Origin of the sequence: Roseateles subflavus (assembly GCF_030285365.1) — a bacterium.
Lineage (GTDB): Bacteria > Pseudomonadota > Gammaproteobacteria > Burkholderiales > Burkholderiaceae_C > Roseateles_B > Roseateles_B subflavus.
The window spans coordinates 567844-593597 of sequence record NZ_JASVDS010000001.1 but is presented as its reverse complement, the minus strand read 5'-3'; the positions used below and the strand labels follow the sequence as shown (position 1 = coordinate 593597).

The 25754-nt window shown below is 70.4% G+C and carries 31 protein-coding genes; 15 read left to right on the top strand and 16 right to left on the bottom strand.

Going from position 1 to position 25754, the window contains the following annotated elements; genetic code table 11:
* Positions 1–73 precede the first annotated feature (73 nt).
* From QRD43_RS02805 to QRD43_RS02795, 3 genes are read right to left on the bottom strand one after another with little or no spacing between them, the layout of a single operon-like run.
* A complete protein-coding gene (locus tag QRD43_RS02805) occupies positions 74–1546 on the bottom strand; it encodes a hypothetical protein (RefSeq protein ID WP_285980951.1) in 1473 nt (490 codons plus the stop codon).
* Positions 1543–2472 carry an ABC transporter ATP-binding protein gene (locus QRD43_RS02800; protein WP_285980950.1) on the bottom strand — a complete coding sequence of 310 codons (930 nt, stop codon included), beginning with the start codon at positions 2470–2472 and terminating at the stop codon, positions 1543–1545. Before QRD43_RS02800 ends, QRD43_RS02805 begins: the two co-directional genes overlap by 4 nt.
* The gene (locus QRD43_RS02795) at positions 2469–2867 is read right to left on the bottom strand and encodes a GntR family transcriptional regulator (protein ID WP_285980949.1); all 399 of its coding nucleotides are present in this window, start codon (positions 2865–2867) and stop codon (positions 2469–2471) included. The genes QRD43_RS02800 and QRD43_RS02795 overlap by 4 nt, the downstream gene beginning before the upstream one ends.
* 618 nt (positions 2868–3485) lie before the next feature.
* Between QRD43_RS02795 and QRD43_RS02790 the strand changes: the two genes are divergently transcribed.
* The 3 genes from QRD43_RS02790 to QRD43_RS02780 all read left to right on the top strand — a co-directional run bounded on the left by QRD43_RS02790 (position 3486) and on the right by QRD43_RS02780 (position 4817).
* Positions 3486–3794, top strand: a complete 309-nt coding sequence (locus QRD43_RS02790) for a DUF6980 family protein (protein WP_434063817.1) — start codon at positions 3486–3488, stop codon at positions 3792–3794.
* A 79-nt stretch (positions 3795–3873) separates the two neighbouring features.
* Positions 3874–4584 (top strand): M23 family metallopeptidase, encoded by a 711-nt coding sequence (locus QRD43_RS02785; RefSeq protein WP_285980947.1) that lies wholly within the window; start codon positions 3874–3876, stop codon positions 4582–4584.
* 26 nt (positions 4585–4610) lie between these two features.
* Positions 4611–4817: a hypothetical protein gene (locus QRD43_RS02780; protein WP_285980946.1), complete on the top strand. Its 207-nt coding sequence runs from the start codon at positions 4611–4613 to the stop codon at positions 4815–4817.
* 130 nt (positions 4818–4947) lie between these two features.
* Here QRD43_RS02780 and QRD43_RS02775 read toward each other — a convergent pair whose 3' ends face one another.
* A complete protein-coding gene (locus QRD43_RS02775; protein WP_285980945.1) occupies positions 4948–5961 on the bottom strand; it encodes an NAD(P)/FAD-dependent oxidoreductase in 1014 nt (337 codons plus the stop codon).
* Positions 5962–6091: 130 nt separating this feature from the next.
* Here QRD43_RS02775 and QRD43_RS02770 point away from each other — a divergent pair, with 130 nt between their 5' ends.
* Positions 6092–6313 carry a TIGR02450 family Trp-rich protein gene (locus QRD43_RS02770; protein ID WP_285980944.1) on the top strand — a complete coding sequence of 74 codons (222 nt, stop codon included), beginning with the start codon at positions 6092–6094 and terminating at the stop codon, positions 6311–6313.
* Complete coding sequence (locus QRD43_RS02765) at positions 6313–7020, top strand: SDR family NAD(P)-dependent oxidoreductase (protein ID WP_285980943.1); 708 nt, start codon at positions 6313–6315, stop codon at positions 7018–7020. Before QRD43_RS02770 ends, QRD43_RS02765 begins: the two co-directional genes overlap by 1 nt.
* A 21-nt stretch (positions 7021–7041) precedes the next feature.
* On the opposite strand, the gene QRD43_RS02760 is transcribed toward QRD43_RS02765, so the two are convergent.
* Genes QRD43_RS02760 through QRD43_RS02745 form a run of 4 tightly spaced genes read right to left on the bottom strand, consistent with a single transcriptional unit; the run spans position 7042 to position 9065 of the window.
* Positions 7042–7500 carry a hypothetical protein gene (locus QRD43_RS02760; protein ID WP_285980942.1) on the bottom strand — a complete coding sequence of 153 codons (459 nt, stop codon included), beginning with the start codon at positions 7498–7500 and terminating at the stop codon, positions 7042–7044.
* Positions 7501–7540: 40 nt separating this feature from the next.
* On the bottom strand, positions 7541–7939 hold the full coding sequence (locus QRD43_RS02755) for a VOC family protein (RefSeq protein ID WP_285980941.1): 399 nt from the start codon (positions 7937–7939) through the stop codon (positions 7541–7543).
* A 53-nt stretch (positions 7940–7992) separates the two neighbouring features.
* Positions 7993–8418 (bottom strand): hypothetical protein, encoded by a 426-nt coding sequence (locus QRD43_RS02750; RefSeq protein ID WP_285980940.1) that lies wholly within the window; start codon positions 8416–8418, stop codon positions 7993–7995.
* Complete coding sequence (locus QRD43_RS02745; RefSeq protein WP_285980939.1) at positions 8415–9065, bottom strand: class I SAM-dependent DNA methyltransferase; 651 nt, start codon at positions 9063–9065, stop codon at positions 8415–8417. Before QRD43_RS02745 ends, QRD43_RS02750 begins: the two co-directional genes overlap by 4 nt.
* 131 nt (positions 9066–9196) lie before the next feature.
* On the opposite strand from QRD43_RS02745, the gene QRD43_RS02740 reads away from it, so the two are divergent.
* From QRD43_RS02740 to QRD43_RS02725, 4 genes are all read left to right on the top strand, one after another.
* Positions 9197–9601: a hypothetical protein gene (locus QRD43_RS02740; RefSeq protein WP_285980938.1), complete on the top strand. Its 405-nt coding sequence runs from the start codon at positions 9197–9199 to the stop codon at positions 9599–9601.
* An 8-nt stretch (positions 9602–9609) separates the two neighbouring features.
* Positions 9610–9963, top strand: a complete 354-nt coding sequence (locus QRD43_RS02735; protein ID WP_285980937.1) for a winged helix-turn-helix domain-containing protein — start codon at positions 9610–9612, stop codon at positions 9961–9963.
* Between the two features lie 109 nt (positions 9964–10072).
* Positions 10073–10744, top strand: coding sequence for a molybdate ABC transporter permease subunit (gene modB, locus QRD43_RS02730; RefSeq protein WP_285980936.1), 672 nt, complete (start codon positions 10073–10075; stop codon positions 10742–10744).
* A complete protein-coding gene (locus QRD43_RS02725) occupies positions 10741–11427 on the top strand; it encodes a sulfate/molybdate ABC transporter ATP-binding protein (protein WP_285980935.1) in 687 nt (228 codons plus the stop codon). Before modB ends, QRD43_RS02725 begins: the two co-directional genes overlap by 4 nt.
* Here the strand turns inward: QRD43_RS02725 and QRD43_RS02720 are convergent.
* From QRD43_RS02720 to QRD43_RS02695, 6 genes are all read right to left on the bottom strand, one after another.
* The gene (locus tag QRD43_RS02720; protein ID WP_285980934.1) at positions 11424–12062 is read right to left on the bottom strand and encodes an HD domain-containing protein; all 639 of its coding nucleotides are present in this window, start codon (positions 12060–12062) and stop codon (positions 11424–11426) included. The genes QRD43_RS02725 and QRD43_RS02720 overlap by 4 nt on opposite strands.
* Positions 12059–12955: an alpha/beta fold hydrolase gene (locus QRD43_RS02715; RefSeq protein ID WP_285980933.1), complete on the bottom strand. Its 897-nt coding sequence runs from the start codon at positions 12953–12955 to the stop codon at positions 12059–12061. The genes QRD43_RS02720 and QRD43_RS02715 overlap by 4 nt, the downstream gene beginning before the upstream one ends.
* A 33-nt stretch (positions 12956–12988) precedes the next feature.
* Positions 12989–13180: a hypothetical protein gene (locus tag QRD43_RS02710; protein ID WP_285980932.1), complete on the bottom strand. Its 192-nt coding sequence runs from the start codon at positions 13178–13180 to the stop codon at positions 12989–12991.
* Between the two features lie 104 nt (positions 13181–13284).
* Entirely contained in the window at positions 13285–14970 is a 1686-nt protein-coding gene (locus tag QRD43_RS02705; RefSeq protein ID WP_285980931.1) for an ABC transporter ATP-binding protein, read from the bottom strand.
* A gap of 129 nt (positions 14971–15099) precedes the next feature.
* Positions 15100–16158, bottom strand: coding sequence for an ABC transporter permease (locus QRD43_RS02700; RefSeq protein ID WP_285980930.1), 1059 nt, complete (start codon positions 16156–16158; stop codon positions 15100–15102).
* Positions 16159–16321: 163 nt separating this feature from the next.
* Positions 16322–17260, bottom strand: coding sequence for an ABC transporter permease (locus QRD43_RS02695; RefSeq protein ID WP_285980929.1), 939 nt, complete (start codon positions 17258–17260; stop codon positions 16322–16324).
* A 248-nt stretch (positions 17261–17508) separates the two neighbouring features.
* Here QRD43_RS02695 and QRD43_RS02690 point away from each other — a divergent pair, with 248 nt between their 5' ends.
* Entirely contained in the window at positions 17509–19371 is a 1863-nt protein-coding gene (locus tag QRD43_RS02690; RefSeq protein WP_285980928.1) for an ABC transporter substrate-binding protein, read from the top strand.
* Positions 19372–19462: 91 nt separating this feature from the next.
* On the top strand, positions 19463–21301 hold the full coding sequence (locus tag QRD43_RS02685) for an ABC transporter substrate-binding protein (protein ID WP_285980927.1): 1839 nt from the start codon (positions 19463–19465) through the stop codon (positions 21299–21301).
* Between the two features lie 27 nt (positions 21302–21328).
* On the opposite strand, the gene QRD43_RS02680 is transcribed toward QRD43_RS02685, so the two are convergent.
* Both QRD43_RS02680 and QRD43_RS02675 read right to left on the bottom strand, forming a co-directional pair.
* Complete coding sequence (locus QRD43_RS02680; protein WP_285980926.1) at positions 21329–21799, bottom strand: carboxymuconolactone decarboxylase family protein; 471 nt, start codon at positions 21797–21799, stop codon at positions 21329–21331.
* Positions 21800–21835: 36 nt separating this feature from the next.
* A complete protein-coding gene (locus QRD43_RS02675; protein ID WP_285980925.1) occupies positions 21836–22333 on the bottom strand; it encodes a GrpB family protein in 498 nt (165 codons plus the stop codon).
* A 98-nt stretch (positions 22334–22431) separates the two neighbouring features.
* Between QRD43_RS02675 and QRD43_RS02670 the strand changes: the two genes are divergently transcribed.
* The 4 genes from QRD43_RS02670 (at position 22432) to QRD43_RS02655 (ending at position 25661) form a co-directional block, all read left to right on the top strand.
* Positions 22432–23037, top strand: coding sequence for a TetR/AcrR family transcriptional regulator (locus QRD43_RS02670; protein ID WP_285980924.1), 606 nt, complete (start codon positions 22432–22434; stop codon positions 23035–23037).
* A gap of 91 nt (positions 23038–23128) precedes the next feature.
* Complete coding sequence (locus QRD43_RS02665) at positions 23129–23254, top strand: hypothetical protein (protein WP_285980923.1); 126 nt, start codon at positions 23129–23131, stop codon at positions 23252–23254.
* Between the two features lie 4 nt (positions 23255–23258).
* Positions 23259–24134, top strand: coding sequence for an alpha/beta hydrolase (locus QRD43_RS02660; RefSeq protein WP_285980922.1), 876 nt, complete (start codon positions 23259–23261; stop codon positions 24132–24134).
* 237 nt (positions 24135–24371) lie between these two features.
* Positions 24372–25661, top strand: coding sequence for a solute carrier family 23 protein (locus tag QRD43_RS02655; RefSeq protein ID WP_285980921.1), 1290 nt, complete (start codon positions 24372–24374; stop codon positions 25659–25661).
* Positions 25662–25754: the final 93 nt, after the last annotated feature.

Sequence of the window (25754 nt, the reverse complement as noted above, 5' to 3'; positions counted from 1 at the left end):
GGCGCTACGGTAGCAGGCCCCGCGTCAGGATGGCATCAGGAGGCGGCCGGGCACCGATCGACCGGCATCGGCCTCACGCCGCGCGTCGCCCCATCGGCAAGGCCGCCAGCGGCTCGCTGCGCATCCGGCGCAGGGCCACGAACCAGACCAGCGCCACGAGGCTCAGCAGGCCGCCCATCACGGCGAGCGCCACCGGCACCGGGAGCCTCTCGCCGGGCAGGACCTGCCATGCCAGGGTCACCGCCCCCATCACAAGCACCAGCGGCCCCTGGCCGGCCGATCGCTGCGTGGCCCAGGACCGCAACAGCAGCGGGCTGGCCAGCACGGCGCCGAGGCCCATGCCCTGCAGCAGCAGCGTCGGCCCCGGCAGTTCGGACAGCGTGATCAGCAGCAGGCCCGGCACGGCCAGGCCCAGCATCGTCAGTCCATGCCGCTGCAGCAGGCCGGCGCGCAGCCGCCCCTGCTGCGGCACGCCGGGCAGCAGCACCAGCAAGGCCTGCTCCTTGCGCGAGCGCTGCAGTGCCGTCCCCATGTTGAACAGCTGGCCCATCACCAGGCCCATGCAGAGCTGGCCGATCCCCAGCCACCACCAATGCACCGGCAGCTGCGGCGCCGCCTTGCGCAGGCCCGCCAGGTCCGGCACCAGCAGACTCAGAGCGGCCAGGATGCCCACCGCCACGAGCAGGACCGTGCCGAGCGTGCCCACGATCATGGTCCAGTGCACGGCGCCGTACAGCGGGTACTCCAGGCGGGCGAGGCAGTGGGCCGGCGTGGGACGCGGGTGTCGCAGCAGTCGGGCCAGGCAGCGGCGGGAGAGCGCCCCCATCGCCGCGTTGATCCGCTGGCCCCAGCGCCCCTGGTGGCGGGGATTGAAGCCGCCGGCGCCGTCCTTCATGGACTCGATCAGGCGCTGCATGCCCTCGTAGCGGCGCACATGGGCTGCGCGGCCATCGCCGATCAGCCGGACCTGGAACAGCGACAGCACCGCCAGCATCGACAAGGTCAGCGGCAGCGGACGCACGTGCCACTGCGCGACCAGCGCCTGCGTCAGGGACGCCGCCCAGGGCAGCGACTGCCACAGCGGCACCACCGCCGGTGGCAGCACGAACAGCAGCAGGAAGCTCAAAGGCCAGCGCACGAACGCCGTCATCAGGCTCAGCGACAGCCCGCTCAGCAGCAGCGCCAGCCAGACGTCGCCGCCGAGCATCGCCACGACCCCGCCCGTCACCAGCACCGGCACGCCCCACACCAGCCACACGGCCCAGCGCAGGTGCCGGACATGCCCCGGCAACAGCCGCGCCAGATGAGGATGGTTCTGCCGCTGCAGGCCCGACAGGGTGAGCAGCCAGGCACTGACGAGGAGGCCGCACAGGCCGACGCCCGCCACCACCACGGTCAGCGGACCGCCCTGGAAGTTGTAAATCCCCGCCAGGAACAGCGCCACGCCGAGCGCGCTGCCCCAGATCTGGCGCGCCGAGGTCTGGCTGATTCGTGTCCGCCAGGGCGCGCCCACCAGCCGCCCGAAGGTCCGGAGGGATGTGTTCATGCCGTCAGCTCCTCGAACAGGTCCTCCAGCTGCACCCGCTGCAGCCCGGCAGCGGCATCAGGCAAGACCTGACCCTCCGGCCACTGCAGCAGCCAGCGCTCCTGCCCGTCACCCAGCGCGCGGCGCGACAGCACGGTGGCGCCCCGCTGCTCCAGCGGCGCCAGCTCCATAGGCTGCCCCTGGGCGAGGCGGCACTGGTCCATCAGCCCGTCCAGCGGGGCCTGCAGCGCCAGCTGCCCACGTGCCATGAAGGCCACGTTGAAGGCGACGCGCTCCAGGTCCGAAAGGATGTGCGTGGAGAAGACGACGGTCGTGCCACGGTCCAGCACCAGCTCCACCAGCTCGCGCAGGAAGTCCCGGCGGCCCAGCGGGTCCAGCGCCGCGACGGGCTCGTCCAGCACCAGCAGGTCCGGGCCATGCGCCAGCGCGCGCACGATGGACAGGCGCTGCTGCTGGCCGCCCGAGAGCTTGGCGATGGGCTTGTCCCGCGGCAGCTCCCAGCGGGACATCAGCCCCTCGACCAGGGCGTCGTTCCAGCGCGGATAGAAAGTGCGGAAGTAGGCCAGCAGCTGCGTCGTCGTGAACTGCTCGAAGAGGTCCGACTGCTGCGGCACGTAGCCGATGCGGGCGCGCGTGGCGTCGTCCAGCGCGCGCACGTCGCAGCCGAAGACCTGGGCCGTGCCCCGCTGCGGATCCCGCAGGCCCAGCAGGCTTTCCAGCAGCGTCGTCTTGCCGGCGCCGTTGCGGCCCAGCAGCCCCACCACCTGCCCCGGCATGAGCTGCCAGTCGATGCCGTCGAGCACCGCCTGCCGGCCGTAGTTCAGATGCAGACCCTGCACCTGGAAGGCGGGCGACAGCGCGACGGACTGGCTGGCCAGCGGCGTGGCCAGCTGCAGGCCGGCGGAACTCAGCGTGTGGGTGCTCATGGGGCCTCTCCCTCTTCAAGAATGGTTCGGAACAGTTGCAGCGCCTGCTCGGGGCGCAGTTCCAGCTGCCGCGCCTCGGCGGCGGCCTTCTCCAGCGTGGGGCGCAGCAGCTCCACGCGCGCGCCCAGCGGCTGACGCCGCCCATGCTGCGCCGCCACCCGCATCGGCAGGCCGCGCTGGCGCTCCACCAGCCCTTCGGCCTCCATGAGCCCGTAAGCCTTGGAGACCGTCATCGGGTTCACCGCCAGATGCGCCGCCAGCTCGCGCACCGATGGCAGCTCCTGCCCCGCCGAGAGCTGGGCACTCGCCACCAGGCGCCGCAGCTGCTCCAGCAACTGCCGGTAGATGGGCTCGGTGGAGCCCGTCTGGATGTGAAAGAGATGGACGGTGGGCATGGGTGTATGCGTTGTGTATCAATACAGTAATACAGTTGAACGGAATGGGCAAGGTGGGGGAAGTCATGGTGAGAGCGGGCGGCGGGTGCCGTCGGGGTTGCAGCCCTGGGTGAACGGCGGGACACCGTACTTCTTGCTGCCCGCCAGGCGGTCCAGCGTGTCGTAGTCAGCGTCACTGGAAAGCGTCTGAGAGGGTCAGGTCTTGACCATCGATTTGAGATCTGCCCCCCTCGATGTCTCAGGACGCGGATCAGCAGGGCCGGGGCCTTAAGAGTTAAGGCCTGACTCCAGCCTCCCTTGACTCCAGCCTCCGTCGGGCGACGAGGCCCCGTTGGATTCAGTCGAGTGATCGCGACGGCGACACTGACGGGTTGCGACCAGGACCAGAAGGTCGCCAGAGGCTGCATTGCCGCCGCATCAGCGTGGGGGCTTGAGGCGTCGCATCAGTTGTAACCCGTGCCGCTTTTGCGAAATTCTTTAGTACCCTCGGCGCGACTGCAGATCGGGAGAAATCGCCGATGAATCAAAGGCTTGAGAGGGATTGCCTCGATGTTGTTTTACGGGCGGCACCGATGTTATGCAGCAGTGTCTATCTCCCCATAACACGTTGGGCCGCAAATGCAGAAACATTGCTGCGACGCGATGAACCGCCAAGTGGAGCTCTACAGCGCAGCTCACTCAAAGCCTGAGGCCTGCCCAGACGGGCATATTGGCTACTCCGACCGCTTCCGTGAGTACGGCTTGCTCATCCATGATGGAGGTTCAAGTTCCATGTCAATCCGCTTCTGCCCATGGTGCGGCTCCAAGCTGCCGGAGTCGTTGCGCGATCGTTGGTTTGAAGAGCTTTCCGCGCTTGGCTTCGACGACCCTTGGTCCCAGGAAATTCCGGAAACGTTTCGTACCGGTGCTTGGTATCGTGCGGCCTAACCAGTCGCTCGAGCCGACGCGCGTCGGCAAGCCGTCGCTCGCGGCTGAACTCCAACTTTAGGCATCACAAGGGATATCCATGTCACCCCAACTGTTGGAGGCACTCTCTGCCATCTCCACTCCGCTCGCATTTGCCTCACTCGCTTTACTGGTGTTCTCTGGTATTGGCGTGGCTGTATTGAAACTGAACATCTTCCCGAAACTCCTACGGACGCAAGCGCTCAGCTTGCTTCGCGTCTTGATCTGGCGTGCATTTCAACTGTCACTTGCAGCTGTCGTACTTGGCTTCGTCGCCTTCATGGCAATGCAGATAATCAGCGCGCGCAACATCGAGAACTCTCGGGCGACAATTCTCCCGGACAAGCTGATTCTTCCCATTCAGTCTGGATATTCGATTAGGTATGCGTCGCCTGCCACAAACCCAGCTCCGTTTGGTCTTCCAAGATCAGTTGCATTCTCAAAAGACAAAGCGGCCGTCCTCTTGGCGGATATCGGCTCACCGGTCGTCGCCGTCGCTGCGGGCGTGGTGGAAGTAGCCGAATTCGTGATTCCATACGGCCTGCAAATCAAGATTCGGCACGCGAACGGAATTGTGACCACCTATAGCCACCTATCTCGAATTTCAGTGGGGGACGGTGCATTCGTTGTGCGGGGGCAGGTCATCGGTAAGGTCGGGTCGACGGGAGTGGTAGGAGGACCTCAGTTGCGATTTGCAATATCTCTGAATTCTCAGCCCGTTGACGCGCTCTCTGCGCTGCTTTCGAATCTCTCAGCCGTTGACTCGAAGTGATGTTTCGCTTGCGTCTGGAAAATTCAATGCCATCGATCACCGGCATCGTGAGACTCGTTGCATTTGCGACCATGGCTGTCTACGTTCTTGTCCCCGACAGCGGCCTTGGCTCCGTCGCAGTTGCCGCGTTCATTGGCTTCCTGGTGGCAACGGTCATCTCGATGCGCAAAGCAAGTCGGCAGTTCGACCTCAAGGGGCTGAAGCGGCTTCGCGATATCTTTCCCAGGAAATGAAGCGGCTTGTTCAGCGCAAACGCTGGCTGCGTGCGGACAGGCGGGCTAACCCGTCGCTCGCGGCGCAGCGTCAACGTGGACCGACGGCCTCGAGGCGCCGGGTTCAGCCACTCGAAGCACCGCTCCCGCTTCACACCCGCCCTCCCTCGACGGCCCTCAGCCCCCCCTGCAGCACCGCCTCCGCCACCCGCCACCCACTGAGCCAGGCGCCCTCGACCTTGCCGCCATGGAGCCAGTCGCCACACAGCCCGAGGCCCGCTTCGGGCTGCCAGGCGCAGCCCAGGTCCAGCGCCGGGGCGCTGTCGGCGTAACGCCATCGGTGAAGGGACGCGGCGGTGGGCGGGGGGCCGCCGTGCGTGGCGAAGGCCTCGAGCAGCGGCGCCATCACCCGCTCGGGCGGCTCGGACAGATGCGCCTCGCTCCACTCCGCCTCCGCATGCAGCAGCCAGCTTTCGGCGCCACTGCGGCCCGGCTTGCTGCTGTTGCGCGCGATCCAGCGCAGCGGGCCCTGATTGACGAAGGCGGCGTCGAAGGGCAGCGGCAGCGGGGCGTCGTACTGCAGCATCAGCGCCCAGCAGCCGCGCATGCGCACGGCGGTGCACACCTCATGCAGCGAGGGCGCATGCGGCTGCAGCAGCGCGGCAGCCTGCGGCGCGGGCAGGGCGAGGACGAGCGCCCGGAACGCGTCGGCCCGCCAGCCAGCCTCGGCGGTCTGGAGCTGCCACGCGCCGGCCTCGGTGCGCCGCAGGGCCGTCACCGTCGACTCGGTGGTGAGCGGCAACGACGACGCCAGCCAACGCGCCGGCGCCGTCATGGCAGGCACGCCGACCCAGCGCCGCAGCCCGGTGTCGGGGCGATGGCCGCCGGCGCCGCCCAGCACCGCCAGGCGCGGTGACCAGGGGGCGGCCACGCCGGCCGCTTCCCAGTGCGCCACCTCCGCCTGGAAGCGCGGATCCCGGGCGGTGAAGTACTGCGCCCCGTGGTCGCAGGCCCAGCCCTCGCCTCGGCGGGTGCTCATGCGGCCGGCGGGGCCGCGGCTCTTGTCGAACACCCGGACGTCAAGCCCCGCGCGGCGCAGGGCGCTCGCGCAGCTGAGGCCGGCCAGGCCGGCGCCGATCACGGCGACGGGAAGAGAGGAATGCATGGAGGAATCCGGAACCGCAGGGGTGGCCATTGTGCCGAGCGCCCTGCTCGCGGCCGGCATGACCGACCGGGGGCGGGGTTCATTTCCCGCCGGCCGGCAAGGCAGCGCAGGCTGGGCTAAGGTGCCGCCGATGAACGCCGTGCACCCCAAGAAACTGCTGCTGAGCAAATGGACGGCCGTCGTGCCGCAGGACCGCGAGAAGCACTTCCTCGTCTCGGCCCTCGTGCAGCCGGAGCCCCCCGAGGCGACGCTGGCATGGGTGGAGATCGAGGCCGTGCATTCCGGCCGCGCCCGCCGCATCCCCTGGCGGGAACTGCGGGACGCCACCCGCTGGCAGCAAGGCTGGCGCTGATGGCGCAGACCCTGCATTCACTGCCCGAGGGCTACCAGGCGCTGGTGATCGGCGCGCGCGGTGCCATCGGCGCGGCCCTGCTGGACCAGCTGCAGGCCGATCCCCGCTGCGCCACGGCCCTCGGCCTGCACCGGCAGTCCGACCCCGCGCTGGACTTGCTGGACGAGGCCGGCGTCGCCGCCGCCGCGCAGCAGCTGGCGGAGCAAGGCCCCTTCCAGCTGATCATCAACGCGGCCGGACGGCTGCATGGGCCGGGCCTCATGCCCGAGAAGAAGCTGGGCGACCTGCGGCTGGCGTCGCTGCAGGCGATCTTCGCGGCCAACACCTTCGGGCCCGCGCTGCTGCTGCATCACTTCACGCCCCTGCTCGACCGGCACTGCGGCCGCCTGGCCATGCTCTCCGCCAAGGTGGGCAGCATCGGCGACAACCGCCTGGGGGGCTGGTACGGCTACCGCGCGTCCAAGGCGGCGCTGAACATGCTGATCCGCACGGCCGCCATCGAACTGCGACGCAGCCACCCCGGCGCCCTCGTCGCCGCCCTGCATCCCGGCACGGTCGCGTCGGCGCTGTCCGCCCCCTTCCGCGGCGGCGAACTCGGGCGCCCGCCGGCCACGGCGGCCGCGGAGCTGCTGAGCGTCCTCGACGGGCTGCAGTCGCCGGACAGCGGCGGCTTCTTCAGCTACACCGGCGAAGCGCTGCCCTGGTGATGCGACGACCCGCCGCGCCCGTCACTTCAGGCGGGTCAGCCTGAAGGATCCCAGCACCCGCTCACCGCCCTTGCCCAGCGAGACGTAGCGGCCCGTCCCCTGGGCCACGGAGCCCCGCAGCAGGCGGTAGGCATCGCAGGCCGCCACGCGGCCGAGGGTCAGCGCGTCGCCGTCCCGGGCGAAGGCGAGCGGGTCCTTGGAGGGGAAGAAGGCCTCGTCGGAAGCCGCCGCCGATTCCACGATGAGCTGGTGCCAGGGCAGCACCTTGACTCCCTCCCCCAGGCCCAGGCACGAGTCCGCCCGCACGTCGCTGAAGCGGACGGTCAGCTTGACCACGGGACGCTGCTGTGGGTCGAGGACCTCCAGGTGCCAGCGGCCGGGCAGGGGCTGGGCGTGGGTCAGCCCCCCCGCGAGCAGCAGCAGGCCGAGGAGGCCGACACGTCGGGAGAGGCGAAGCAGCGAGGTCACGGTCCAGGCCATGGCGGGCTCCAGTCAGCGAGTGAGGGGTCCGGCGGCGGGCTCAGGGCGCCGCGGGCGGCGGCGCGTGGCAGACGGCCTCGAGGTTGTGCCCGTCCGGATCCAGCACGAAGGCGCCGTAGTAGTGCGGATGGTAGTGAGGCCGCAGCCCGGGCGGACCGTGGTCCCGCCCGCCGGCGGCGAGGGCCGCGCGATGGAAGGCCTCCACCGCCGCCCGATCGGGCACGCGGAAGGCCAGATGGAGCGGCGTCGTGACGGGCTCACCCTGGCGGATCCACAGGTCGCTGCCGTCCTCATGGCAGAAGCCGGCGCTGGGCGAGGCCGCGCCCGGCGCCCCGGGCAGCTCGACGACGCGCGCGTGGCCGGTGGGCGCCAGCGCCTGCTGGTAGAAGGCCTTGCTCCGGGCGTAGTCGCGGACGACGAGGCTGAGGTGGTCGATCATGGGAACTCCTTGCAAGAGGGCTCATGGGCGGCTCGCGGGCCGCCACCGCCCGACTACGGCCCCGCCAGCAGGCCGACCAGATGGACACCGCCCACCGCCAGGCAGAGGGCGGAACTCCAGCGCCAGAATGCCACGCTGCGCGTCGGGTCCCGGTCCCGCGTCGCGAGGACGAAGCCCAGCGCGCCGCGCGCCAGGTACACGGCACAGATCGCCGGCAAGGCCTGCGCCTGCAGAGGCAGGGCCGGCAGCACGCCGGCGGCGGCGAGCGCATAGGCGGACCACAGGGCCAGCACGGCGGTGATCCCGAGGGTGATGCCGGTGGCCAGCGGCCGCCCGGCCGCGACGAGGCGCAGCATGGACTGCCCGGCGCCGAAGAAGCGATACCAGGGCGCCCCGAAGGCGATGCAGCCGAGGTGCAGCAAGGCGGCGAGCGCGCTGCAGGCGGCGCCGATGAGGAAGCAGGTGGCCGCGGCGTTCATACCCGCGGCGGCCGCTTGCGGGCGATGCAGTACCAGTCGCTCGTCTGCACCGTCGCGTTGACCGGGCAGGGCAGCGGGGCCTGGGTCTGCACGTCGAGGCCTGCGGCGTCCAGCCACGCCCCGACGCCCGCGGGGCCGTCCATGGGGTGGAAGTACACGTGGACGATGTCCCCGCGGCTGCTGCGCTGCGGGCCGGAGTCCTCCGGGCGACCGCCCTGCGTGCTGAGGTACAGGCACCCGCCCGGCTTCAGCAGCCGGGCCGCCTGCGCGATGAAGGCCTCGGCCTCACGGGGCTCCAGGTAGGGCAGGCCGAAGGCGCAGACGATGGCGTCCCAGCTGCCGTCCACCCCCGGCAGCGCGCGGCAGTCGCCCACCTCGAAGCGTGCCGACGGCACGGCCGCGCGGGCGAGCTCGACCATGCGCGGCGCGAGGTCCACGCCCAGCCACTGCAGGTCCGGACGCCAGGCCATGAGGCGCCGCGCCACCGTGCCGGGGCCGCAGGCCGCGTCCAGCACGCGCGCGCCGGCGCGCAGCGCGTGGGCGAGCCGCGCGTAGGTCTCGTCGTAGAGGTCGAGGTCCATGTACTTGCTCTGGTACAGCTCGGCCAGCTGGTCGAAGACGCGGGCGGATGCGGCGCTGGGGTCCATGTCTCTCCTGAACGGGGCAGCCTGCGGCGCAGGCGCGGACCCTGGAGCTTAGCGGAGGACCGACGCGAGGCCGTCCGCCCTCACCGCCAGCGGTGCCAGAATGCAGGCCTGTCCGATGAAAGGATGCCTCGATGACTGCCCTGTCTTCACGACTGGCCCTGGCGGCCGCCCTGACCCTTGCCGGCAGCACGGCCCTGGCCGCGCCCGCCGAGGAAACGCTGAGCCTCAAGTTCCAGGCCGCCGGCGGCGATGCAGCGGGCACGCTGCAGATCCAGTTCGTCGGCTACCGTGACCAGCGCTGCCCGGCCAATGTGCACTGCATCAGCGCCGGCACCGCCCAGGCGATGGTCTGGGTGCAGCCCAACGAAGGCGAGGGGCAGCTGGTGACGCTGCCCTGGTCCGAGGAGGCCGTGAGCGCCGGCGGCTACCGCCTGAAGCTCAAGAGCCTCGAGCCCCGCCCCGACACCCGCAAGCCGCCCAACCCGGCGGACTATCGAGTCGTGATCGTGCTGCAGAAGCTCGCCGGCAAGCCCTGAGCCGCGGCATGAGTGTCAGCAAACCCCAGCTCCGGCTGCGCATGCGCGTGACGGTGGACGACACCATCGCCATCGGCCCCGGCAAGATCGCGCTGCTCGAGGCGCTGGACGAGACGCGCTCCATCACGGCGGCGGCCAAGGCGCTGGGCATGTCCTACCGCCGGGCCTGGGCGCTGATCGACGAGCTCAACCGTTCCCTGAAGCAGCCGGCCGTGGTCACCGCCGTCGGTGGTGCGCAGGGCGGGGGCAGCGAGCTCAGCCCCAGCGGCCGGCAGCTGCTGGCGCTCTACCGCGGCATCGAGGCCGAGGCGCAGACCCATTGCCGGCCCCAGATCCAGCGCCTGCTGAAGCTGCTGGCCTGACACCGCGCCACCGCCACCGTTATGCGGGGCGGTATATTGCGAGGCTGCTCCTCCATCATCCGCGGTCCGTCCATGCCCCGTCTCGCCCGTCCGTCACGGCTCGCCTCCCATGCCTGAGGCCCTGATCGCCCTGGGCCTGTCGCTGAAGGTGGCGCTGTGGGCGACCGGCCTGAACCTGGTGCTGGGCACGGCGCTGGGCTATGCCCTGGCGCGCTGGCGTTTCCCCGGCCGCGAGCTGCTGGACGCGCTCCTGACCCTGCCCCTCGTGCTGCCGCCGACGGTGCTGGGCTACTACCTGCTGGTGCTCGTCGGCCGCAAGGGCTGGCTGGGCGCCTGGCTCTTCGACACCTTCGGCATCCGCCTCATCTTCACCTGGCAGGGCGCCGTGATTGCCGCGGCGCTGGTGGCCTTTCCGCTGGTGCTCAAGGCGGCCCGCAGCGCCTTCGAGCAGGTCGATCCGCAGCTGGAGCAGGCCGCGCGCGTGCTGGGCCTGAGCGAATGGGCCGTCTTCTGCCGCGTGAGCCTGCCGCTGGCCTGGCGCGGCATCCTGGCCGGCCTGCTGCTGGCCTTTGCCCGCGCCCTGGGCGAGTTCGGCGCCACGCTCATGGTGGCGGGCAGCATCCCGGGCCAGACGCAGACGCTCTCCATCGCCATCTACGAAGCCGTGCAGGCCGGGCAGGACGCCACCGCGCAGCTGCTGGTGGGGATCACCTCGATCTGCTGCGTGGCCGTGCTGGTGGCGGCGAGCCGCCTGGCGCCACCCAGCCGGGAGCGCGCATGAGCTTCGAGCTCCGGATCCGCCGCCGCATGCCGGCGCCGCGCGGCGCCATGGGGTCAGGTTTTGCCCTCGATCTGGACCTGCGCACCGCGGCCCGCCGCCTCGTCATCCACGGCCCCTCGGGCGCCGGCAAGAGCCTGACGCTGCAGGCCGTCGCCGGGCTGCTGCGGCCGGACGACGGCCTCATCCGCGTGGCCGGCGAGACGCTGTTCGACAGCGCACAGCCGCTGGACCGCCCGAGTCGCGAACGCCGCCTGGGCTACCTCTTCCAGGACTACGCCCTCTTCCCGCACCTCGACGTGCGGCAGAACATCGCTTTCGGGCTGCAGCAAGGCTGGCGCAACCCCTCGCGCACCGGGGCGGACGAGCGCGTGCGCCACTGGCTCGGCCTGATGGGACTCGAGGGCGTGGCCTCGCAGCGGCCGCACCAGCTCTCGGGCGGACAGCGCCAGCGCACAGCCCTGGCCCGCGCCCTCATCACGGAGCCGCGGGCGCTGCTGCTGGACGAGCCCTTCGCGGCGCTGGACCCGGCCCTGCGCGAGCGCCTGCGCCAGGAGCTGTCGGCGCTGCTGGAGCGCTTGCAGATCCCGCTGCTGATGATCACCCACGACGCCGAGGACCTTGAGCGCTTCGGCGAGGCCCGGGTGCAGCTGCAGGACGGGCGCGTCGTCGCCTCGACGCTCTAGGGCAAGGCCAGCGCGGCGCAGGCCTGCCGCAAATGGGCACGGGCGGGGGCGTCCCAGGCGGCGTGCAGCGCGTCGGTCACGAACAGGCGCGGCCGCGCGAGAAAGCCGGCCAGGATGCGATGGCGACCGGCCCGGAAGTCGGGCTCGGGCACGAAGGCGTACTCGGCACGGATCTGCCGCTCGTACTCGGCATAGCGCGCCGCCGGCGCCGCGAGCACGGCGAGGTCGAGGTCCAGCAGCAGGCCCATGTCGGGGTCCGTCGCGCGGTGGTCCTGCGTGGCCAGCACCAGCTGCGCCACGCGCTCGGCCTGATCGGCCGGCAGGCCCAGGGCCGGGAGCGACTGCCGCGCCCAGGCGGCACTGCGGGCCTCGTTGTCCCGCGCCTGCGGGTCGTAGACGGCGTCATGGAACCACAGTGCCAGCGCCAGCAGTTCGGGTGACTGGGCCAGGTGACGCCAGCGGTCCAGGGCCGCGAGGCACTCCTCAAGATGCTGCAGAGCGTGGTAGTGCCGCTGAGGCTCAGACCACGCTGCGATCAGGGCACGGCCCAGGGTCAGGTCTTGCCCTGCGCCGTCCCGCAGGCCCAGCGCCTCGCAGGTCCCGCGCCAGGCCTCGAGCAGGGCCGGCTCGCTCATGCGGCCCCGGCGCCATGGACCAGCGCCGCCACGCGCTCGGCAAAGCGCGGCCACAGGGCTTCGGGCAGGTCGTGGCCCATGCCGGGAATGAAGTCGGTCTGCACCTGTCGCAGATGGCGGGCCAGGTGCCGTCCGGCGGCGACGGGCACCAGCGGGTCGGCCTCGCCATGGATCACGAGGGCGGGCGCCGTCACACGGGTCACGAGCGGCGTGCGGTCGTCGTCGGCCACCACGGCCATCAGCTGGCGCAGCATGCCCTGCGGATGATCGCTGCGGCGCAGCGACTCGACGACGCGGGCCTCCAGCCAGCCCTCCGGTGCAGGATAGGCCGGGCTGCCGATCAGGCGGTACAGGGCCGCGAAGTGCTTCTGCAGCGTCGCCTCATCACGGCGCGGCGGGCGCGCCAGCAGGGCCTGGCGGACCGGCCAGCTGGGGCCGGGCAGGTGGCGCGCGCCGGTCGTGGTCATCATGAGGGTCAGGCTCTGCACCCGCTCGGGTGCCTGGTCCGCGAGGTGCTGCGCGATCATGCCGCCCATGGAGGCGCCCCACACATGGGCGCGGCGCAGCTCGAGCGCATCCATCACGCCCAGCGCATCGCGGGCCATGTCGGCGAGGGTGTAGGGGCTGCGCACCGGCAGGTGCAGGAAGTGCTTCAACGAGGCCCAGCCCACATGCGGCAGGCCCAGGGAGTCCAGGTGCTGGCTGAGGCCGATGTCGCGGTTGTCGAAGCGGACCACGCGCAGGTCGCGCGCGGTGAGGGCGTCCACGAGGCCCTGGGGCCAGCCGATCAGCTGCATGCCCAGGCCCATGATCATCAAGAGCGCAGGGGCCCCGCGGGGCCCCTGGTCGTCGACGGCGATTCGCAGGCCGTTGGCGGTCACATGGCTTTGCATGCAGCCATCATAGGCCGCATGCATGACAGCGCCTCACTTGCAGGTGAAGCTCTTGTGCGTCACGTCCTTGACGTTGCCGGCGCCGCAGGTCTTGATGGCCTGCTCGCTCATCTGCGTCAGGGCCTCGCGGTCGCTGATCACGCGCTCGCTGTTCGGGGCAATGACGCAGGCGGTGCTCAGCAGGGCGGCCAGGGTGACGGCGGTCAGGGTGGCGATGCGCTTCATGGGGTCCTCCGGGGAGATCAGTTGGAATGGCCGCGACTGTAGGGGAAGCCGCGCCCGCGCCGGAGGTCCGGGCGACGAATTGCCGCCCGGGTGGCATGGGCCGTTCAGCCTGCCGACGGAATGGCGCCCTGGTAGCCGCGGGGCACCGCGCCCAGCAGACGCCGGGTGTAGTCCTGCTTCGGCGCGGCCAGCAGCTCGGCGGTGCCGGCCTGCTCGACCACGTCGCCGTGCTGCATCACCAGCACCTCGTCGGAGATGAAGCGCACCACCGCCAGGTCATGGCTGATGAAGATGTAGCTGAGACCGAACTCGTCCTGCAGGTCCTTGAGCAGGTTCAGCACCTGCGCCTGCACGGACACGTCGAGCGCCGACACGGCCTCGTCCAGCACCAGCACCTCGGGCTTGAGCGTCAGGCAGCGCGCGATGGCGATGCGCTGGCGCTGGCCGCCGGAGAACTCGTGCGGGTACTTGGGCAGGGCCGAGTCGTCCAGGCCCACCTTCTTCAGCAGGCTGGCGGCGATTTCCAGCCGCTCCTCGTGGTCCGCGCCGATGTCATGGATCTCCATGGGCTCGACCAGCGTCTGGGCGATGGTGAAGCGCGGGTTGAGCGAGGCATAGGGGTTCTGGAACACGACCTGGATGCGGCGGCGCATCTGCTGCCAGTCGGCGGCGCCCATCTTGAGCAGGTCGCGCCCCTCGAAGAGCACCTCGCCGCCGGTCGGCTCGTGCAGGCGCAGCAGCGTGAGGCCCATGGTCGTCTTGCCGGAGCCGGACTCGCCGACCACGCCCAGGGTGTGCCCCTTGCGCAAGCGGAAGCTGACGTCCTTGACGGCCTGGAACTCCTTGCGGCCGAACAGGCCCTCGCGGAAGAAGAAGCTCTTGCGCAGACCGCGCGCCTCGAGGATGACGGGGGCGTCCGGGTCCTTGACGGAGACCGCCTGGCGGGCCGCGCGGCCGGCGATGTGGTCGTCGATCACCGTCAGCCGCGCCGGGTTGTCCTGCAGCGAGGGGCGGCAGGCCAGCAGCGCGCGGGTGTAGGCGTCCTTGGGAGCCTGGAAGATCTGCGCCACCGGCGCCTGCTCGCGGACGAGGCCGTGACGCATCACGACCACGTGGTCGGCGATCTCGCCCACGACGCCGAGGTCATGCGAGATGAAGAGCAGGCTCATGCGATGAGCTTCCTTCAGCCTCGCCAGCAGCTCCATGACCTGACGCTGGATGGTGACGTCCAGCGCGGTGGTGGGCTCGTCGGCGATCAGCAGCTTGGGGCCGCAGGACAGCGCCAGCGCGATCATCACGCGCTGCTGCTGCCCGCCGGACATCTCATGGGGGTAGGAGCGCAGGCGGCGCTTCGGGTCGGGGATGCCCACCTCGTGCAGCAGCTCCTCGGCGCGCGCCAGCGCCTGGCGGCGGCTCAGCCCCAGGTGCAGCATCAGCGGCTCCATGATCTGGTCGCCCACCGTGAAGACGGGGTTGAGCGAGCTCATGGGATCCTGGAACACGCAGGCGATCTCGCGGCCACGCAGGGCCTGCAGCTCGCGCGGCGCGCTCTGCAGCAGGTCCCGGCCCTGGAAGAGGATGCGGCCACTGCGCTCGGCGTTGTCCGGCAGCAGGTTCAGGATGGACATGGCCGTGACGCTCTTGCCCGAGCCGGACTCGCCCACCAGGGCCACCGTGCTGTTCTCGGGGACATCGAAGCTGATGCCCTTCACGGCCTGCTGGCGCTGCATCTCGCCGCGCAGCTTGCCCATGCGGAAGGCGACCTGGAGGTCTTGGATACTCAACAGCATGTCATCTCGCATTCGTTTCGGCCCCGACGCCATCGGACTCAACCGAGTGCAGCCCGAGGCTCCGGCTGTGCCGGGCCTGCGGGCTGGCCCCCGTCGAGGGGGCGCGCGGAGCGTGTGGGGGGTGGGTCATCACTCCAGACCGCGCAGCTTGGGGTCGAGCGCATCGCGCAGCGCGTCGGTGAACAGCGCGAACGCCGTCACGAACACCGCCATGCACAGGGCCACGGCGGTCAGCTGCCACCAGTAGCCGAGGATCAGCTCGCTCTGCGCCTCGGCCAGCATCGTGCCCCAGGAGACCTGGTCCACGCTCACGCCCAGGCCCAGGTAGGACAGGATCACCTCGGCCTTGATGAAGCGCACCACCAGCAGGGACAGCTGCACGAGCGTCACGTGGGACACATTGGGCAGGATGTGGCGGAACATGCGCGCGCCCTGCGAGGCGCCGATGGCCTCGGCCGCGCGCACGTACTCGCGGCTGGAGTGCTTCATGAATTCGGCCCGCACGAGGCGGTAGACGCCGGTCCAGCCCGCCAGGCCCAGGATCATCACCACCGGCAGCACGCCGCGGCCGAAGATGGCCGCGAAGGCGAAGATCAAGAGGATGTCCGGCACCGCGGTGAAGACGTTGTAGACCCACTCGAGGAAGTCCCCCACGCGTCGGCCGAAGAAGCCCGAGAGGGCGCCCAGCACCGTGCCGATCAGCGTGGCGACGAGGGCCGCCAGCACGCCGACCATGATGGAGACTTCGGCGCCCTTGAGCACCTTGGACAGCACGTCGCGGCCCAGGCGGTCGCCACCGAAGGGCAGGGTCTCGCGCTTGATGATCTCCTCGGTCTTGAAGGTGGCCGCCTTGGCGTCCCACTCGGCATAGCGGGGCGCGAGGGGGTCGATGTCGCTGAGGTCGACGTTCGGGCCCTTGGGTCCCTGCACCGCCTGGCTCGCCTCCGCGGGCGCCGGGCCCATGAAGGTGGGCGGCGCATTGGGCACGCCCACTTCCTTCTGCCAGCCCGAGGCGACGAGACCCAGGCCGGTGGCGATCACGAGAACCAGGAAGGCGGACACGATCCACAGGCAGGCCATGCCCAGGCGGTCGGCCCGCAGACGCCGCCAGGCCGCGGCCCACACGCCCTGGGAGCTGCGCGCCTCGGCGCTCGAATTCACAGGCAAAGCGTTCACAGTTGCACTCATTGGACTCATCCACGCAGGCCGCAAACCAATGCGACGCGAACGCTGTCGCTCAGCGCGGCGCCCGAGGATCCGGCATTGCCGGGCCAGCGGGCGCGCCCTCTCGAGGGGCCGGGCCTCTGGCCTGACGCGGCCTGCAAGGCCGGCGAAGCCGGTAGGGGGTGGCTCATTTCAACACCACCCGGGGGTCGACGGCCTTGTAGAGCAGGTCCGTCAGGAGATTGATCACCATGGTCAGCATGGCCAGGTAGATGGCGAAGGCCTGGATCACGGGGTAGTCGCTGCGGTTCACCGCCAGCAGCAGCTCACGGCCGAGACCGGGAATGGAGAAGAAGACCTCCAGCAGGAAGGAGCCCACGAACACGCCGGGCAGGGCCACGGAGATGTTGGTGAGGATGGGGATCATCGCGTTGCGCAGCACGTGCCTGAGCAGGATGCGGCGCTCGGGCAGGCCCTTGGCGCGGGCGGTGCGGACGTAGTCGTGGCCGATCTCGTCCAGGAAGAAGCTGCGGTACAGCCGCGTGTAGGGCGCCAGCGCCACGGCCACCGCCACCATCACCGGCAGCGGTGCGTAGGTGGTGAGGTTCGTCCAGGTGCTGCCGCTCCAGCCCTGCACCGGGAACCAGCCCAGGCGGAAGGCGAAGAAGTACTGGCCGACGATGACGTAGACCAGCAGCGAGATCGACACCGCCACGGTGCTGAGCACCATCACGGCGCGGTCGGTCAGCGAGCCGCGCACGGCGGCCACGGCCAGCGCGAAGGGGATGGCCAGCAGCACCTCCAGCACGAGGATGGGCAGCATGACCGTCAGCGTGGCGGGCAGGCGCGTGGCGAAGAGCGTCGCCACGGACTCGTTGGTGGCCCAGCTGTGGCCCCAGTTGAAGGTGACGATCTGCTTCAGGAAGATCAGCAGCTGCTCCCAGACCGGACGGTTCAGGCCGAGCTGCTCGCGGATGGCCTGGATCTGGTCGGCGGACGCATTCTGGCCGCCCAGGATCTCGGCCGGGTCACCGCCGAACCATCGGAACAGGAAGAACACCAGCAGCACGACGCCCAGCAGGGTGGGAATCATTTGCCACAGGCGCCGCAAGAGGTAAGCCGTCATGGCTGCTGGTCTCCAGGTCGGATTGCCAGCCCTGGCGGCAGCCAGAGCCCGTGAGAGTGCCGGCGGCGGGCGCAGGCCGCTCGGACTCGGGCGCCAGTCTAGTGCAGGCACTGCGCCCTGCCCATGTAGGTTTTTGCTGAGTCGATCTTCGATTTCTCCTAGGGAATTCCAGGGCATTTGGCGTCACAATCGCCAGCCCGTGCCGGCCCTGACCGGCCCGGCTGGTGGTTCTCGAGGGATTCCAAAGAATGCGCGCTGCTGCTGTTGCTGCTCTCCTGATGGGTGCCCTGGGCGCGTCCATGCCCCTGCAGGCCCAGGCGCCTGCGTCGGCCGCCTCCGCCGCATCGACGGCCACGGGCGAGGCCCCGCCGGCCGACGCCCCCCGGAAGGTGCTGCGCTATGCGATCCGCGTGGCCGAGACCGGCTTCGACCCGGCCCAGGTCTCCGACCTCTACTCCCGCACCATCACGGCCGGCATCTTCGACGCCCCGCTGCGCTTCGACTACCTCGCCCGCCCCGTTCGCCTGAAGCCCTCGACCGTGGAGGCGCTGCCCGAGATCAGCGCGGACTTCAAGACCCTCACCTTCCGCGTCAAGCCAGGCATCTACTTCGCGGACGACCCCGCCTTCAAGGGCCGCAAGCGCGAGCTGACCGCGGCCGACTACCTGTACACGATCAAGCGCCACTACGACCCGGCCAACAAGAGCAGCAACCTCTACATCCTCGAGAACGCGCTGCTGCCGGGGCTGTCGGAGCTGCGCCAGCAAGCCCTCAAGAGCAAGAAGCCCTTCGACTACGACCGCGAGGTGGCCGGGCTCAAGCTGATCGACCGCTACACCTTCCAGGTCCGCACCGAGCTCGGGGATCCGCGCTTCGTGAACAACTTCGCCGACGCCTTCCTGGGCGCCGTGGCCCGGGAGGTGATCGAGGCCTATCCCGGCAAGGCCATGGAGCACCCCGTCGGCACCGGCCCCTGGCGGCTCGCCGAATGGCGGCGCAGCTCGCTGATCGTGCTGGAGAAGAACCCCCACTACCGCGACGTCTTCTACGACGAGACGCCCGATCCGGCCGACCGGCGCATGGTCGAGGCCGCCGCGCGCCTCAAGGGCCGCAAGCTGCCCATGCTGGACCGCGTGGAGATCGCCGTCATCGAGGAGAACCAGCCGCGCTGGCTGTCCTTCCTGCGCAATGAGTTCGATCTCGTGGACGACGTGCCGCAGGAGTTCCTGCCCCAGGTGATGCCGCAGAACAAGCTGGCGCCCAACCTCGTGCGGCGTGGGATGCAGGCCGTGCGCTACTCACGCTCGGACCTGTACTTCTCCTACTTCAACATGGAGGACCCGGTGGTGGGCGGCTACACGCCGGACAAGGTCGCACTGCGCCGCGCCATCGCCCTGGCCGTGGACCTGGAGAAGGTGATCCGCCTGCCGCGCCGCGGCCAGGCCATCCCGGCGCAGGGGCCCGTCCCGCCCGGCACCTTCGGCTACGACCCCGCCTTCCGCTCGGAGATGAGCCAGCATGACGTCGGCCGCGCCCGCGCCCTGCTGGACCTCTACGGCTACGTGGACAAGGACGGCGACGGCTGGCGCGACCTGCCCGACGGCTCGCCGCTGGTGATCGAGTACACGACCGAACCGGACGGCGAGAAGCGCGCCCTGGCCGAGCTCTGGCAGAAGGCGCTGGACGGGATCCAGGTGCGCATCAAGTTCCGCTTCGGCAAGTGGCCGGAGAACCTCAAGGCCGCCACCGCCGGCAAGCTGCAGATGTGGGGCGCAGGCTGGAGCGCCACCGCACCGGACGGCGACACCTTCCTCGGCCTGGCCTACGGGCCCAACAAGGGCCAGGCCAACAAGGCCCGCTTCGACCTGCCCGCCTACAACACCCTCTATGCCCGGCAGAAGCGCCTGCCCAACGGCCCGGAGCGCCAGGCCCTGATGAACGAGGCCCAGCGTCTGGTGGTCGCCTACATGCCCTTCAAGGCCGAGGTCCACCGCATCTACACCGACATGGCCCAGCCCTGGGTGATCGGCTACGACCGCAACATCTACATGCGCGACTTCTGGGCCTACATCGACGTCGACACCGAGCAGCAGGCCCGCGCCCGGCCCTGAGCCCTGCCCCCTGAGATGGGGGCGAGGGTTCACCGGCAATCTAGGGTGAATACGTGCTCGCCGCCGAGGTCCCTTCCGCGACACTGCGGCCATGACATTCCGCGCCCCATCGGGTGGCCCCTCCCGACGTGACGTGCTGGCGCTGGCCGGCCTGAGCGGCCTGGGCCTCCCCGGACCCGATGCCCATGCGCTCACCCCGCCGAAGAAGGTGCTGCGCTACGCCTTCCGCGTTGCCGAGACGGGCTTCGACCCCGCCCGCATCAGCGACCTCTACTCCCGCATCATCACGGCCCACATCTTCGAGGGGCTCTACACCTACGACCCCCTGGCCCGGCCGGCCCGCCTCAAGCCGCTCGTGGCGGACGGCATGCCCGAGGTGTCGGACGACTTCAAGGTGTGGACGATGCGGGTGCGCCCGGGCATCCACTTCTCGGCCGACCCGGTCTTCAAGGGCCAGCCGCGCGAGCTCGTGGCCGAGGACTTCGTCTACAGCTGGAAGCGCTTCGCCGACCCGGAGGTGGCCTCGCCCTCGTGGTCCGAGCTGGAGGAGCTGGGCATCCTCGGGCTGGCCGAGTACCGCGCCTCGCTGCTGCGGACCAAGACGCCCTTCGACTACGACCGCCCCATCGAGGGCCTGCGCGCCCTGGACCGCTACACGCTGCAGATCCGCCTGCGGGAGACACGGCCGCGTCTGATGGAGGTCTTCGCGCAGATCGACACCTACGGCGCGGTCGCCCGCGAAGTGATCGAGGGCTACTTCGGCGAGACCATGGAGCACCCGGTGGGCACCGGCCCCTTCGTGCTGGCCGCGTGGCGGCGCAGCTCGCTGATCACGCTGAACCGCAACCCGCACTACCGCGAGCGCTACTACGACGCCCAGCCCGCACCGGACGACAAGGAGGGTCAGGCCTTGCTCGCGCGCTTCAAGGGACGGCGCCTGCCCATGATCGACCAGGTCCAGGTGGCGATCATCGAGGAGAGCCAGCCGCGCTGGCTGTCCTTCCTCAACGGCCAGTTCGACTTCCTGGAACGCACGCCGGAGGACTTCATCCAGCAGGTCCTGCCGCAGGGCCGGCTCGCGCCCAACCTGGCCAGCCAGGGCATCCAGGCCTACCGCGCGCTGCTGGCGGACGTGCTGTTCACCGTCTTCAACATGGACGACCCGGTCGTGGGCGGCTACACGCCCGCCCGCGTGGCGCTGCGCCGCGCCATCGCCCTGGCCACGGACTGCGGCCGCGAGATCTCGCTGGGCCGCCGCGGGCAGGCCATTCCGGCGCAGTCGCCCTACCTGCCGCACACCACCGCCTACGACCCGGCCTACAAGAGCGAGATGGGCGACTTCGACCCCGCGCGGGCCAAGGCGCTGCTCGATCTCTACGGCTATCGCGACCGCGACGGCGACGGCTGGCGCGAGGACCCGGACGGCCGCCAGCTCGTGCTCGAGAGCCTCACCACGCCCGACGGCTTCCAGCGGCAGATCGACGAGATCTGGCAGAAGAACCTCGCCGCCGTGGGCCTGCGGGTGCAGTTCCGCACCGGCAAGTGGCCCGAGAACTTCAAGGCCCTTCGTGCGGGCCACTACATGATCTGGAGCCTCGCCGTCTCGGCCGCCAAGCCTGATTCGCAGGACGCGCTGGCGAGCTTCCACAGCGGGCATGTCGGTGCCTCGAACTACGCCCGCTTCCGCCTGCCGGCGCTGGACCAGCTCTTCGAGCAGGCCGCCGGCCTGCCCGACGGGCCGCAGCGCCTGGCGCTCTTCCGGGAAAGCAAGCGTCTGGCCACGGCCTACATGCCCTACAAATACCGCGGGCACCGCTACGTCACGGACCTCGCCCATCCCTGGGTGCAGGGCTACCGCCGGCCGCTGTTCGCGATGCACTGGTGGGAGTGCGTGGACATCGTCGGCGCGCCGCCTCCACGGCCCGAATAGGCGCTGGCGTGGTCCTGCGGCCGGCCCTCAGGGTGCCGGCGGCGTGAAGCGCAGCCCGCCCGCGATCCGGTTCCAGGCATTGATGTGGCCGATGGCGGCCGTGAGATTGGCGATCTCGGCCACGCTGAAATGCGCCTGCAGGGCGGCATAGGGCCCGTCGCTGTCCGCATGCGCCGCCTGCAGCGTCAGGGCCTCGGCCCAGGCCAGGGCCGCCCGCTCGCGGGACGAGAAGGCCGGGGAGTCCCGCCAGCAGGCGAGCTGGTCGAGCTGCAGGGCCGCCAGGCCCAGGCGTCGGCCCAGGTTGAGGTGGTACTGCAGGCAGAAGGCGCAGCCGTTGAGCTGGGAGACGCGCACCTTGACGAGCTCGCACAGGCCCTTGTCCAGGCCCGAGGCGTCGACGGCGCGGCCCAGCTCGCGCAGCGCCAGCACGACGCCGCCCGCGTCCTTCTCGAAGGCCGCCCAGTCCAGGCGAGCCACCACCGTGTCTGCATCACTCATGACTTCCATCCCGCCGAAACGCCGGCGCGGGGCGGACTATAGGCAGTCGCCCGACCGCGCCAGCACGGATTCAATGAATCGGGCCTTCGCGGTGCGATAAGCGTCCTCGCCGGCCCCCGCGTGCCGGCGCTTGACCTCGTCATAGGCGGCGACCAGGGCGGGGTCGGCACGCAGGGCGTCGCGAAAGACCAGGAAATCCTCGAAGGCCGAGCCGCTGGCGATGACCTGCAGGGCCAGGTCATGCCCCTCGGACCAGTCCCCGGGCGCCAGGAGCATGCACAGCGCGGGCGTGCGCAGGGTGTCGGTCTTGATCTGGAATCCCGCCTCGCCGAGACGGGCCACGGCCTGCGCATGCGCCTCGGGTGGCACGATCACGGCAATGTCCAGGTCGCCCTTGGAGCTGGCACCCGGGATGGACGACGCGCCCACATGCTCCACCCGGGCCTGCGGGAGCAGCGCCCGCAGCGCGGCGGCACTGCGGTCGAACAGGGCCAGGAGGGCGGGCTGGTAGTCGGCGGCGGCCAGGATCTTCATGGCGGATCAGGAGGGTCGGCAAGGGAGGCCAGTGTCGCAAACCCTCGTGCCGGTCCGGGTCTCTTGCTTGTTCGCACGGTCGTGCTAAATTCCGTTCCATGGAAGCCAAGACCGAGCGCAGCGAGCTGACCCAGACCGCCATCGTGGACATGGCGCTGGAGATGGCCGCGCTGGAGGGGCTGGAGAGCCTGTCCATCGGCGAGATCGCCAAGCGCCTGAATCTCTCCAAGAGCGGTGTGTTCTCCCGCATCGGCTCACGCGAGGCGCTGCAGAAGGCCGTGCTGGACGAGTTCGACCGCCGCTTCCAGCAGGACATCCTGCTGCCGGCCCTGCGCGAGCCGCGGGGCCTGCCTCGCCTGGACGCCATCATGCGCGCCTGGCTGGCCCGTGCCTGCCAGCCGGGGCATCGCGGCAGCTGCCTCTATGCCGCCGGCGCCTTCGAGTTCGACGACCGGGAGGGGCCGCTGCGCGACATGCTGCTCTCGGGCGTCAGGCGCTGGCGCCAGGTGCTGCGGCGCAGCGTGCTGCAGGCCGTGGAATGCCAGCATCTGCGCGCGGACCTGGACCCCGATCAACTCGTCTTCGACCTCGACGCCATCTTCACCGCCGTCGTGCGGGAGACCCGCTTCCTGCGCGACCCACAGGCCCCCGAGCGCGGCTGGAGCGCCTACCAGCGCCTGATGCAAGGCCTGCGCTGCCCCTGACACGACCCTGAAGCGACCCGGCGCGCCTGAAGGCGCGCTGCATTTCCACCAACTTCGCACGATCGTGCGAAATAGATCGAAAGGCCTCACCATGCTCAGCCCCCTCCTGATCCTGGCCCTGTGCGGGCTGGCTGGCGCCCTCTGGCGCGGCTGGCAGGGCCTGCGGGCCCTGTGGCGCGCGGTTCCCGCCAGCAACCGCGACTTCTTTCTGGGGTGATGCCATGAGCCAGACCCGCCCCGCCGTCGATCGCTTCTATGCCCAGGGCCGCGTGCTGCAGGGCCTGCGGCTCAGCCTGGACCTGCTGCAGCGCCACGCCCCCGCCCAGGCCGCGCGCCTGGCCCTGCGGCTGTTCGACACGCCCTTGCCCCCGCGCCTGCTGCAGCGCCGCTCTCCGATGGCGCCCTGGCAAGGCCTGACCCTGCCCTTCGAGACCCGCCGCCTCCAGCTGTGGCACCGCCCGGACGGCGCAGCGCGCCCGCGCGTGCTGCTGCTGCATGGCTGGAGCGGCCAGGCCGGGCAGATGCGGGGCCTCGCGCAGGCCTGCTGGGACGCCGGCCTGTCGCCCTTTGTGCTGGACTGGCCCGCCCACGGCCGCAGCAGCGGCTCGCGGACCGACATCGCCCAGTGGCAGCGGGCCCTGCAGGTGCTCACGGTCGAGCACGGGCCCTGGGTGGGCATCGCCGCGCATTCCATCGGGGCGCTGGCGGCCGCCCACGGCGTGGCCCGGGGGCTGCCGGCACGCCGCCTCGCCCTGCTGGCCTGCTCCGCGCCGCCCCGGCATCTCCTGGAGGGATTCGTGGCCAGCTTCGGCCTGGGCAGCGCCGTCCGCGACCGCATCCGGCAGGCGCTGGAGGCGCGGGCCCGGCCCGGGCTGGCCGGCTTCGAGCCGGACTGGCTGGGGCGGCACCTGCGCCTGCCCGTGCTGCTGGTGCACGACCGCCAGGACCGCGCCGTTCCCGCCGCCTACAGCGAGGCCCTGGCCGCGGCCCTGCCCGACGCCACCCTGCAGCTCACCGAGGGCCTGGGCCATCGCCGCCTTCTGGACGACCCGGGGGTGCAGCAGCAGGTGGCCCGCTGGCTGTCCGCCGCGGTCTGACTCACCTCCTGATTCGATATATCCGCAGCATGGCTGGCGGGCCTCTCGTGAATTCGTTACAGAATGTGTAACTTTCTGCGTTGAGGCCACGCCCATATAGGGATATCGCCCAAGCCGGGGGGCGTCGCCCCCTCACTACACTCCGCGCACAGGTGCCGGAAGCCACGCCCCCTTGACCCAGGGAGGCGGCCGCCTTCCGTGCTTCAGAAGTCAAAAGCAGCCTGAGAGGAGTGCGTAGTGAGCTGGATCCCGACGTGGCGTGAAGTCTCTGCAGTGGATGGACAGGCGGTGGCTCCGGACGAGCGCCTGGCCTGGCCGCAGACGCTCGCGCTGGGCCTGCAGCATGTGGTGGCCATGTTCGGCGCCACGGTGCTGGCGCCGCTGCTCATGGGCTTCGATCCCAACGTCGCCATCCTGATGAGCGGCATCGGCACGCTCCTGTTCTTCTTCATGGTCGGCGGCCGGGTGCCCAGCTTCCTGGGATCCAGCTTCGCCTTCATCGGCGTCGTGATCAGCGCCACCGGCTACGGCGGCAGCGGCCCCAACGCCCAGATCGGCCTGGCCCTCGGCGGCATCGTGGCCTGCGGCGCGCTGTATTTCCTGATCGGCGCCCTGGTCCAGTGGCTGGGCACCGGCTGGGTGGAACGCCTGATGCCGCCGGTGGTGACGGGCGCCATCGTCGCCGTGATCGGCCTCAACCTGGCCAGCGTCCCGATCAAGAACATGGCCCCCACGCCCTTCGACGCCTGGGTGCAGGCCCTGACCTTCCTGAGCGTGGCCCTCGTGGCCGTGCGCAGCCGCGGCCTGCTGCAGCGCCTGCTGATCCTGGCCGGCCTGCTCATCGCCAGCGTGCTCTACGCCGTGCTCACCAACGGTCTCGGCCTGGGCAAGCCCATGGACTTCAGCGGCGTGGCGCAGGCGGCCTGGTTCGGCCTGCCGCACTTCGCGAGCCCCCGCTTCGAGGCCGGCGCGCTGCTGCTGATCGCCCCCGTCGCGCTGATCCTCGTCGCCGAGAACCTGGGCCACCTCAAGGCCGTCGGCGCCATGACGGGCCGAGACATCGACCGCGACATGGGCCGTGCCTTCATGGGCGACGGCCTGGCCACGATGCTCAGCGGCGCGGCCGGTGGCACCGGCGTCACCACCTATGCCGAGAACATCGGCGTGATGGCCGCCAACCGCATCTACTCGACGGCCGTCTTCGTGGTGGCCGGGCTGCTGGCCGTCGTGCTGGGCTTCTCGCCCAAGTTCGGCGCCCTGATCCAGACCATCCCGCTGCCGGTGATGGGCGGGGTCAGCATCGTGGTCTTCGGCCTCATCGCCGTCGCGGGTGCCAAGATCTGGGTCGACAACCGGGTGGACTTCAGCCAGCACCACAACCTCATGCTCGCCGCCATCACGCTGATCCTCGGCACCGGGGACTACACGCTGCACCTGGGAGGCTTCACCCTGGGCGGCATCGGGACCGCCACCTTCGGGGCGCTGCTGCTCAACGGCTTGCTGGCCCCCGGCCGCCCGCGTCGATGAAGGTCGAGACACCGTGCCGGATTGCGCGCTTTTTTGACTGACACGCCATGCCGACCGCCGTCGAAGCACCGCTGGCAGCATCCAATCGACAGC

What these genes read in the sequence shown, in the direction of transcription:
- QRD43_RS02760 (WP_285980942.1), bottom strand. Translation starts at nt 7,500, where the DNA reads ATGGCCTGGACCGTGACCTCGCTGCTTCGCCTCTCCCGACGTGTCGGC.
- QRD43_RS02745 (WP_285980939.1), bottom strand. Translation starts at nt 9,065, where the DNA reads ATGGACCCCAGCGCCGCATCCGCCCGCGTCTTCGACCAGCTGGCCGAG.
- QRD43_RS02660 (WP_285980922.1), top strand. Translation starts at nt 23,259, where the DNA reads ATGAGCCAGACCCGCCCCGCCGTCGATCGCTTCTATGCCCAGGGCCGC.
- QRD43_RS02720 (WP_285980934.1), bottom strand. Translation starts at nt 12,062, where the DNA reads ATGAGCGAGCCGGCCCTGCTCGAGGCCTGGCGCGGGACCTGCGAGGCG.
- QRD43_RS02700 (WP_285980930.1), bottom strand. Translation starts at nt 16,158, where the DNA reads ATGAGTGCAACTGTGAACGCTTTGCCTGTGAATTCGAGCGCCGAGGCG.
- QRD43_RS02765 (WP_285980943.1), top strand. Translation starts at nt 6,313, where the DNA reads ATGGCGCAGACCCTGCATTCACTGCCCGAGGGCTACCAGGCGCTGGTG.
- QRD43_RS02805 (WP_285980951.1), bottom strand. Translation starts at nt 1,546, where the DNA reads ATGAACACATCCCTCCGGACCTTCGGGCGGCTGGTGGGCGCGCCCTGG.
- QRD43_RS02775 (WP_285980945.1), bottom strand. Translation starts at nt 5,961, where the DNA reads ATGCATTCCTCTCTTCCCGTCGCCGTGATCGGCGCCGGCCTGGCCGGC.
- QRD43_RS02680 (WP_285980926.1), bottom strand. Translation starts at nt 21,799, where the DNA reads ATGAGTGATGCAGACACGGTGGTGGCTCGCCTGGACTGGGCGGCCTTC.
- QRD43_RS02785 (WP_285980947.1), top strand. Translation starts at nt 3,874, where the DNA reads ATGTCACCCCAACTGTTGGAGGCACTCTCTGCCATCTCCACTCCGCTC.
- QRD43_RS02715 (WP_285980933.1), bottom strand. Translation starts at nt 12,955, where the DNA reads ATGCAAAGCCATGTGACCGCCAACGGCCTGCGAATCGCCGTCGACGAC.
- QRD43_RS02800 (WP_285980950.1), bottom strand. Translation starts at nt 2,472, where the DNA reads ATGAGCACCCACACGCTGAGTTCCGCCGGCCTGCAGCTGGCCACGCCG.
- QRD43_RS02770 (WP_285980944.1), top strand. Translation starts at nt 6,092, where the DNA reads ATGAACGCCGTGCACCCCAAGAAACTGCTGCTGAGCAAATGGACGGCC.
- QRD43_RS02705 (WP_285980931.1), bottom strand. Translation starts at nt 14,970, where the DNA reads ATGCTGTTGAGTATCCAAGACCTCCAGGTCGCCTTCCGCATGGGCAAG.
- QRD43_RS02670 (WP_285980924.1), top strand. Translation starts at nt 22,432, where the DNA reads ATGGAAGCCAAGACCGAGCGCAGCGAGCTGACCCAGACCGCCATCGTG.
- QRD43_RS02665 (WP_285980923.1), top strand. Translation starts at nt 23,129, where the DNA reads ATGCTCAGCCCCCTCCTGATCCTGGCCCTGTGCGGGCTGGCTGGCGCC.
- modB (WP_285980936.1), top strand. Translation starts at nt 10,073, where the DNA reads ATGCCTGAGGCCCTGATCGCCCTGGGCCTGTCGCTGAAGGTGGCGCTG.
- QRD43_RS02710 (WP_285980932.1), bottom strand. Translation starts at nt 13,180, where the DNA reads ATGAAGCGCATCGCCACCCTGACCGCCGTCACCCTGGCCGCCCTGCTG.
- QRD43_RS02725 (WP_285980935.1), top strand. Translation starts at nt 10,741, where the DNA reads ATGAGCTTCGAGCTCCGGATCCGCCGCCGCATGCCGGCGCCGCGCGGC.
- QRD43_RS02795 (WP_285980949.1), bottom strand. Translation starts at nt 2,867, where the DNA reads ATGCCCACCGTCCATCTCTTTCACATCCAGACGGGCTCCACCGAGCCC.
- QRD43_RS02685 (WP_285980927.1), top strand. Translation starts at nt 19,463, where the DNA reads ATGACATTCCGCGCCCCATCGGGTGGCCCCTCCCGACGTGACGTGCTG.
- QRD43_RS02740 (WP_285980938.1), top strand. Translation starts at nt 9,197, where the DNA reads ATGACTGCCCTGTCTTCACGACTGGCCCTGGCGGCCGCCCTGACCCTT.
- QRD43_RS02695 (WP_285980929.1), bottom strand. Translation starts at nt 17,260, where the DNA reads ATGACGGCTTACCTCTTGCGGCGCCTGTGGCAAATGATTCCCACCCTG.
- QRD43_RS02675 (WP_285980925.1), bottom strand. Translation starts at nt 22,333, where the DNA reads ATGAAGATCCTGGCCGCCGCCGACTACCAGCCCGCCCTCCTGGCCCTG.
- QRD43_RS02780 (WP_285980946.1), top strand. Translation starts at nt 4,611, where the DNA reads ATGCCATCGATCACCGGCATCGTGAGACTCGTTGCATTTGCGACCATG.
- QRD43_RS02735 (WP_285980937.1), top strand. Translation starts at nt 9,610, where the DNA reads ATGAGTGTCAGCAAACCCCAGCTCCGGCTGCGCATGCGCGTGACGGTG.
- QRD43_RS02690 (WP_285980928.1), top strand. Translation starts at nt 17,509, where the DNA reads ATGCGCGCTGCTGCTGTTGCTGCTCTCCTGATGGGTGCCCTGGGCGCG.
- QRD43_RS02750 (WP_285980940.1), bottom strand. Translation starts at nt 8,418, where the DNA reads ATGAACGCCGCGGCCACCTGCTTCCTCATCGGCGCCGCCTGCAGCGCG.
- QRD43_RS02790 (WP_434063817.1), top strand. Translation starts at nt 3,486, where the DNA reads ATGCAGAAACATTGCTGCGACGCGATGAACCGCCAAGTGGAGCTCTAC.
- QRD43_RS02755 (WP_285980941.1), bottom strand. Translation starts at nt 7,939, where the DNA reads ATGATCGACCACCTCAGCCTCGTCGTCCGCGACTACGCCCGGAGCAAG.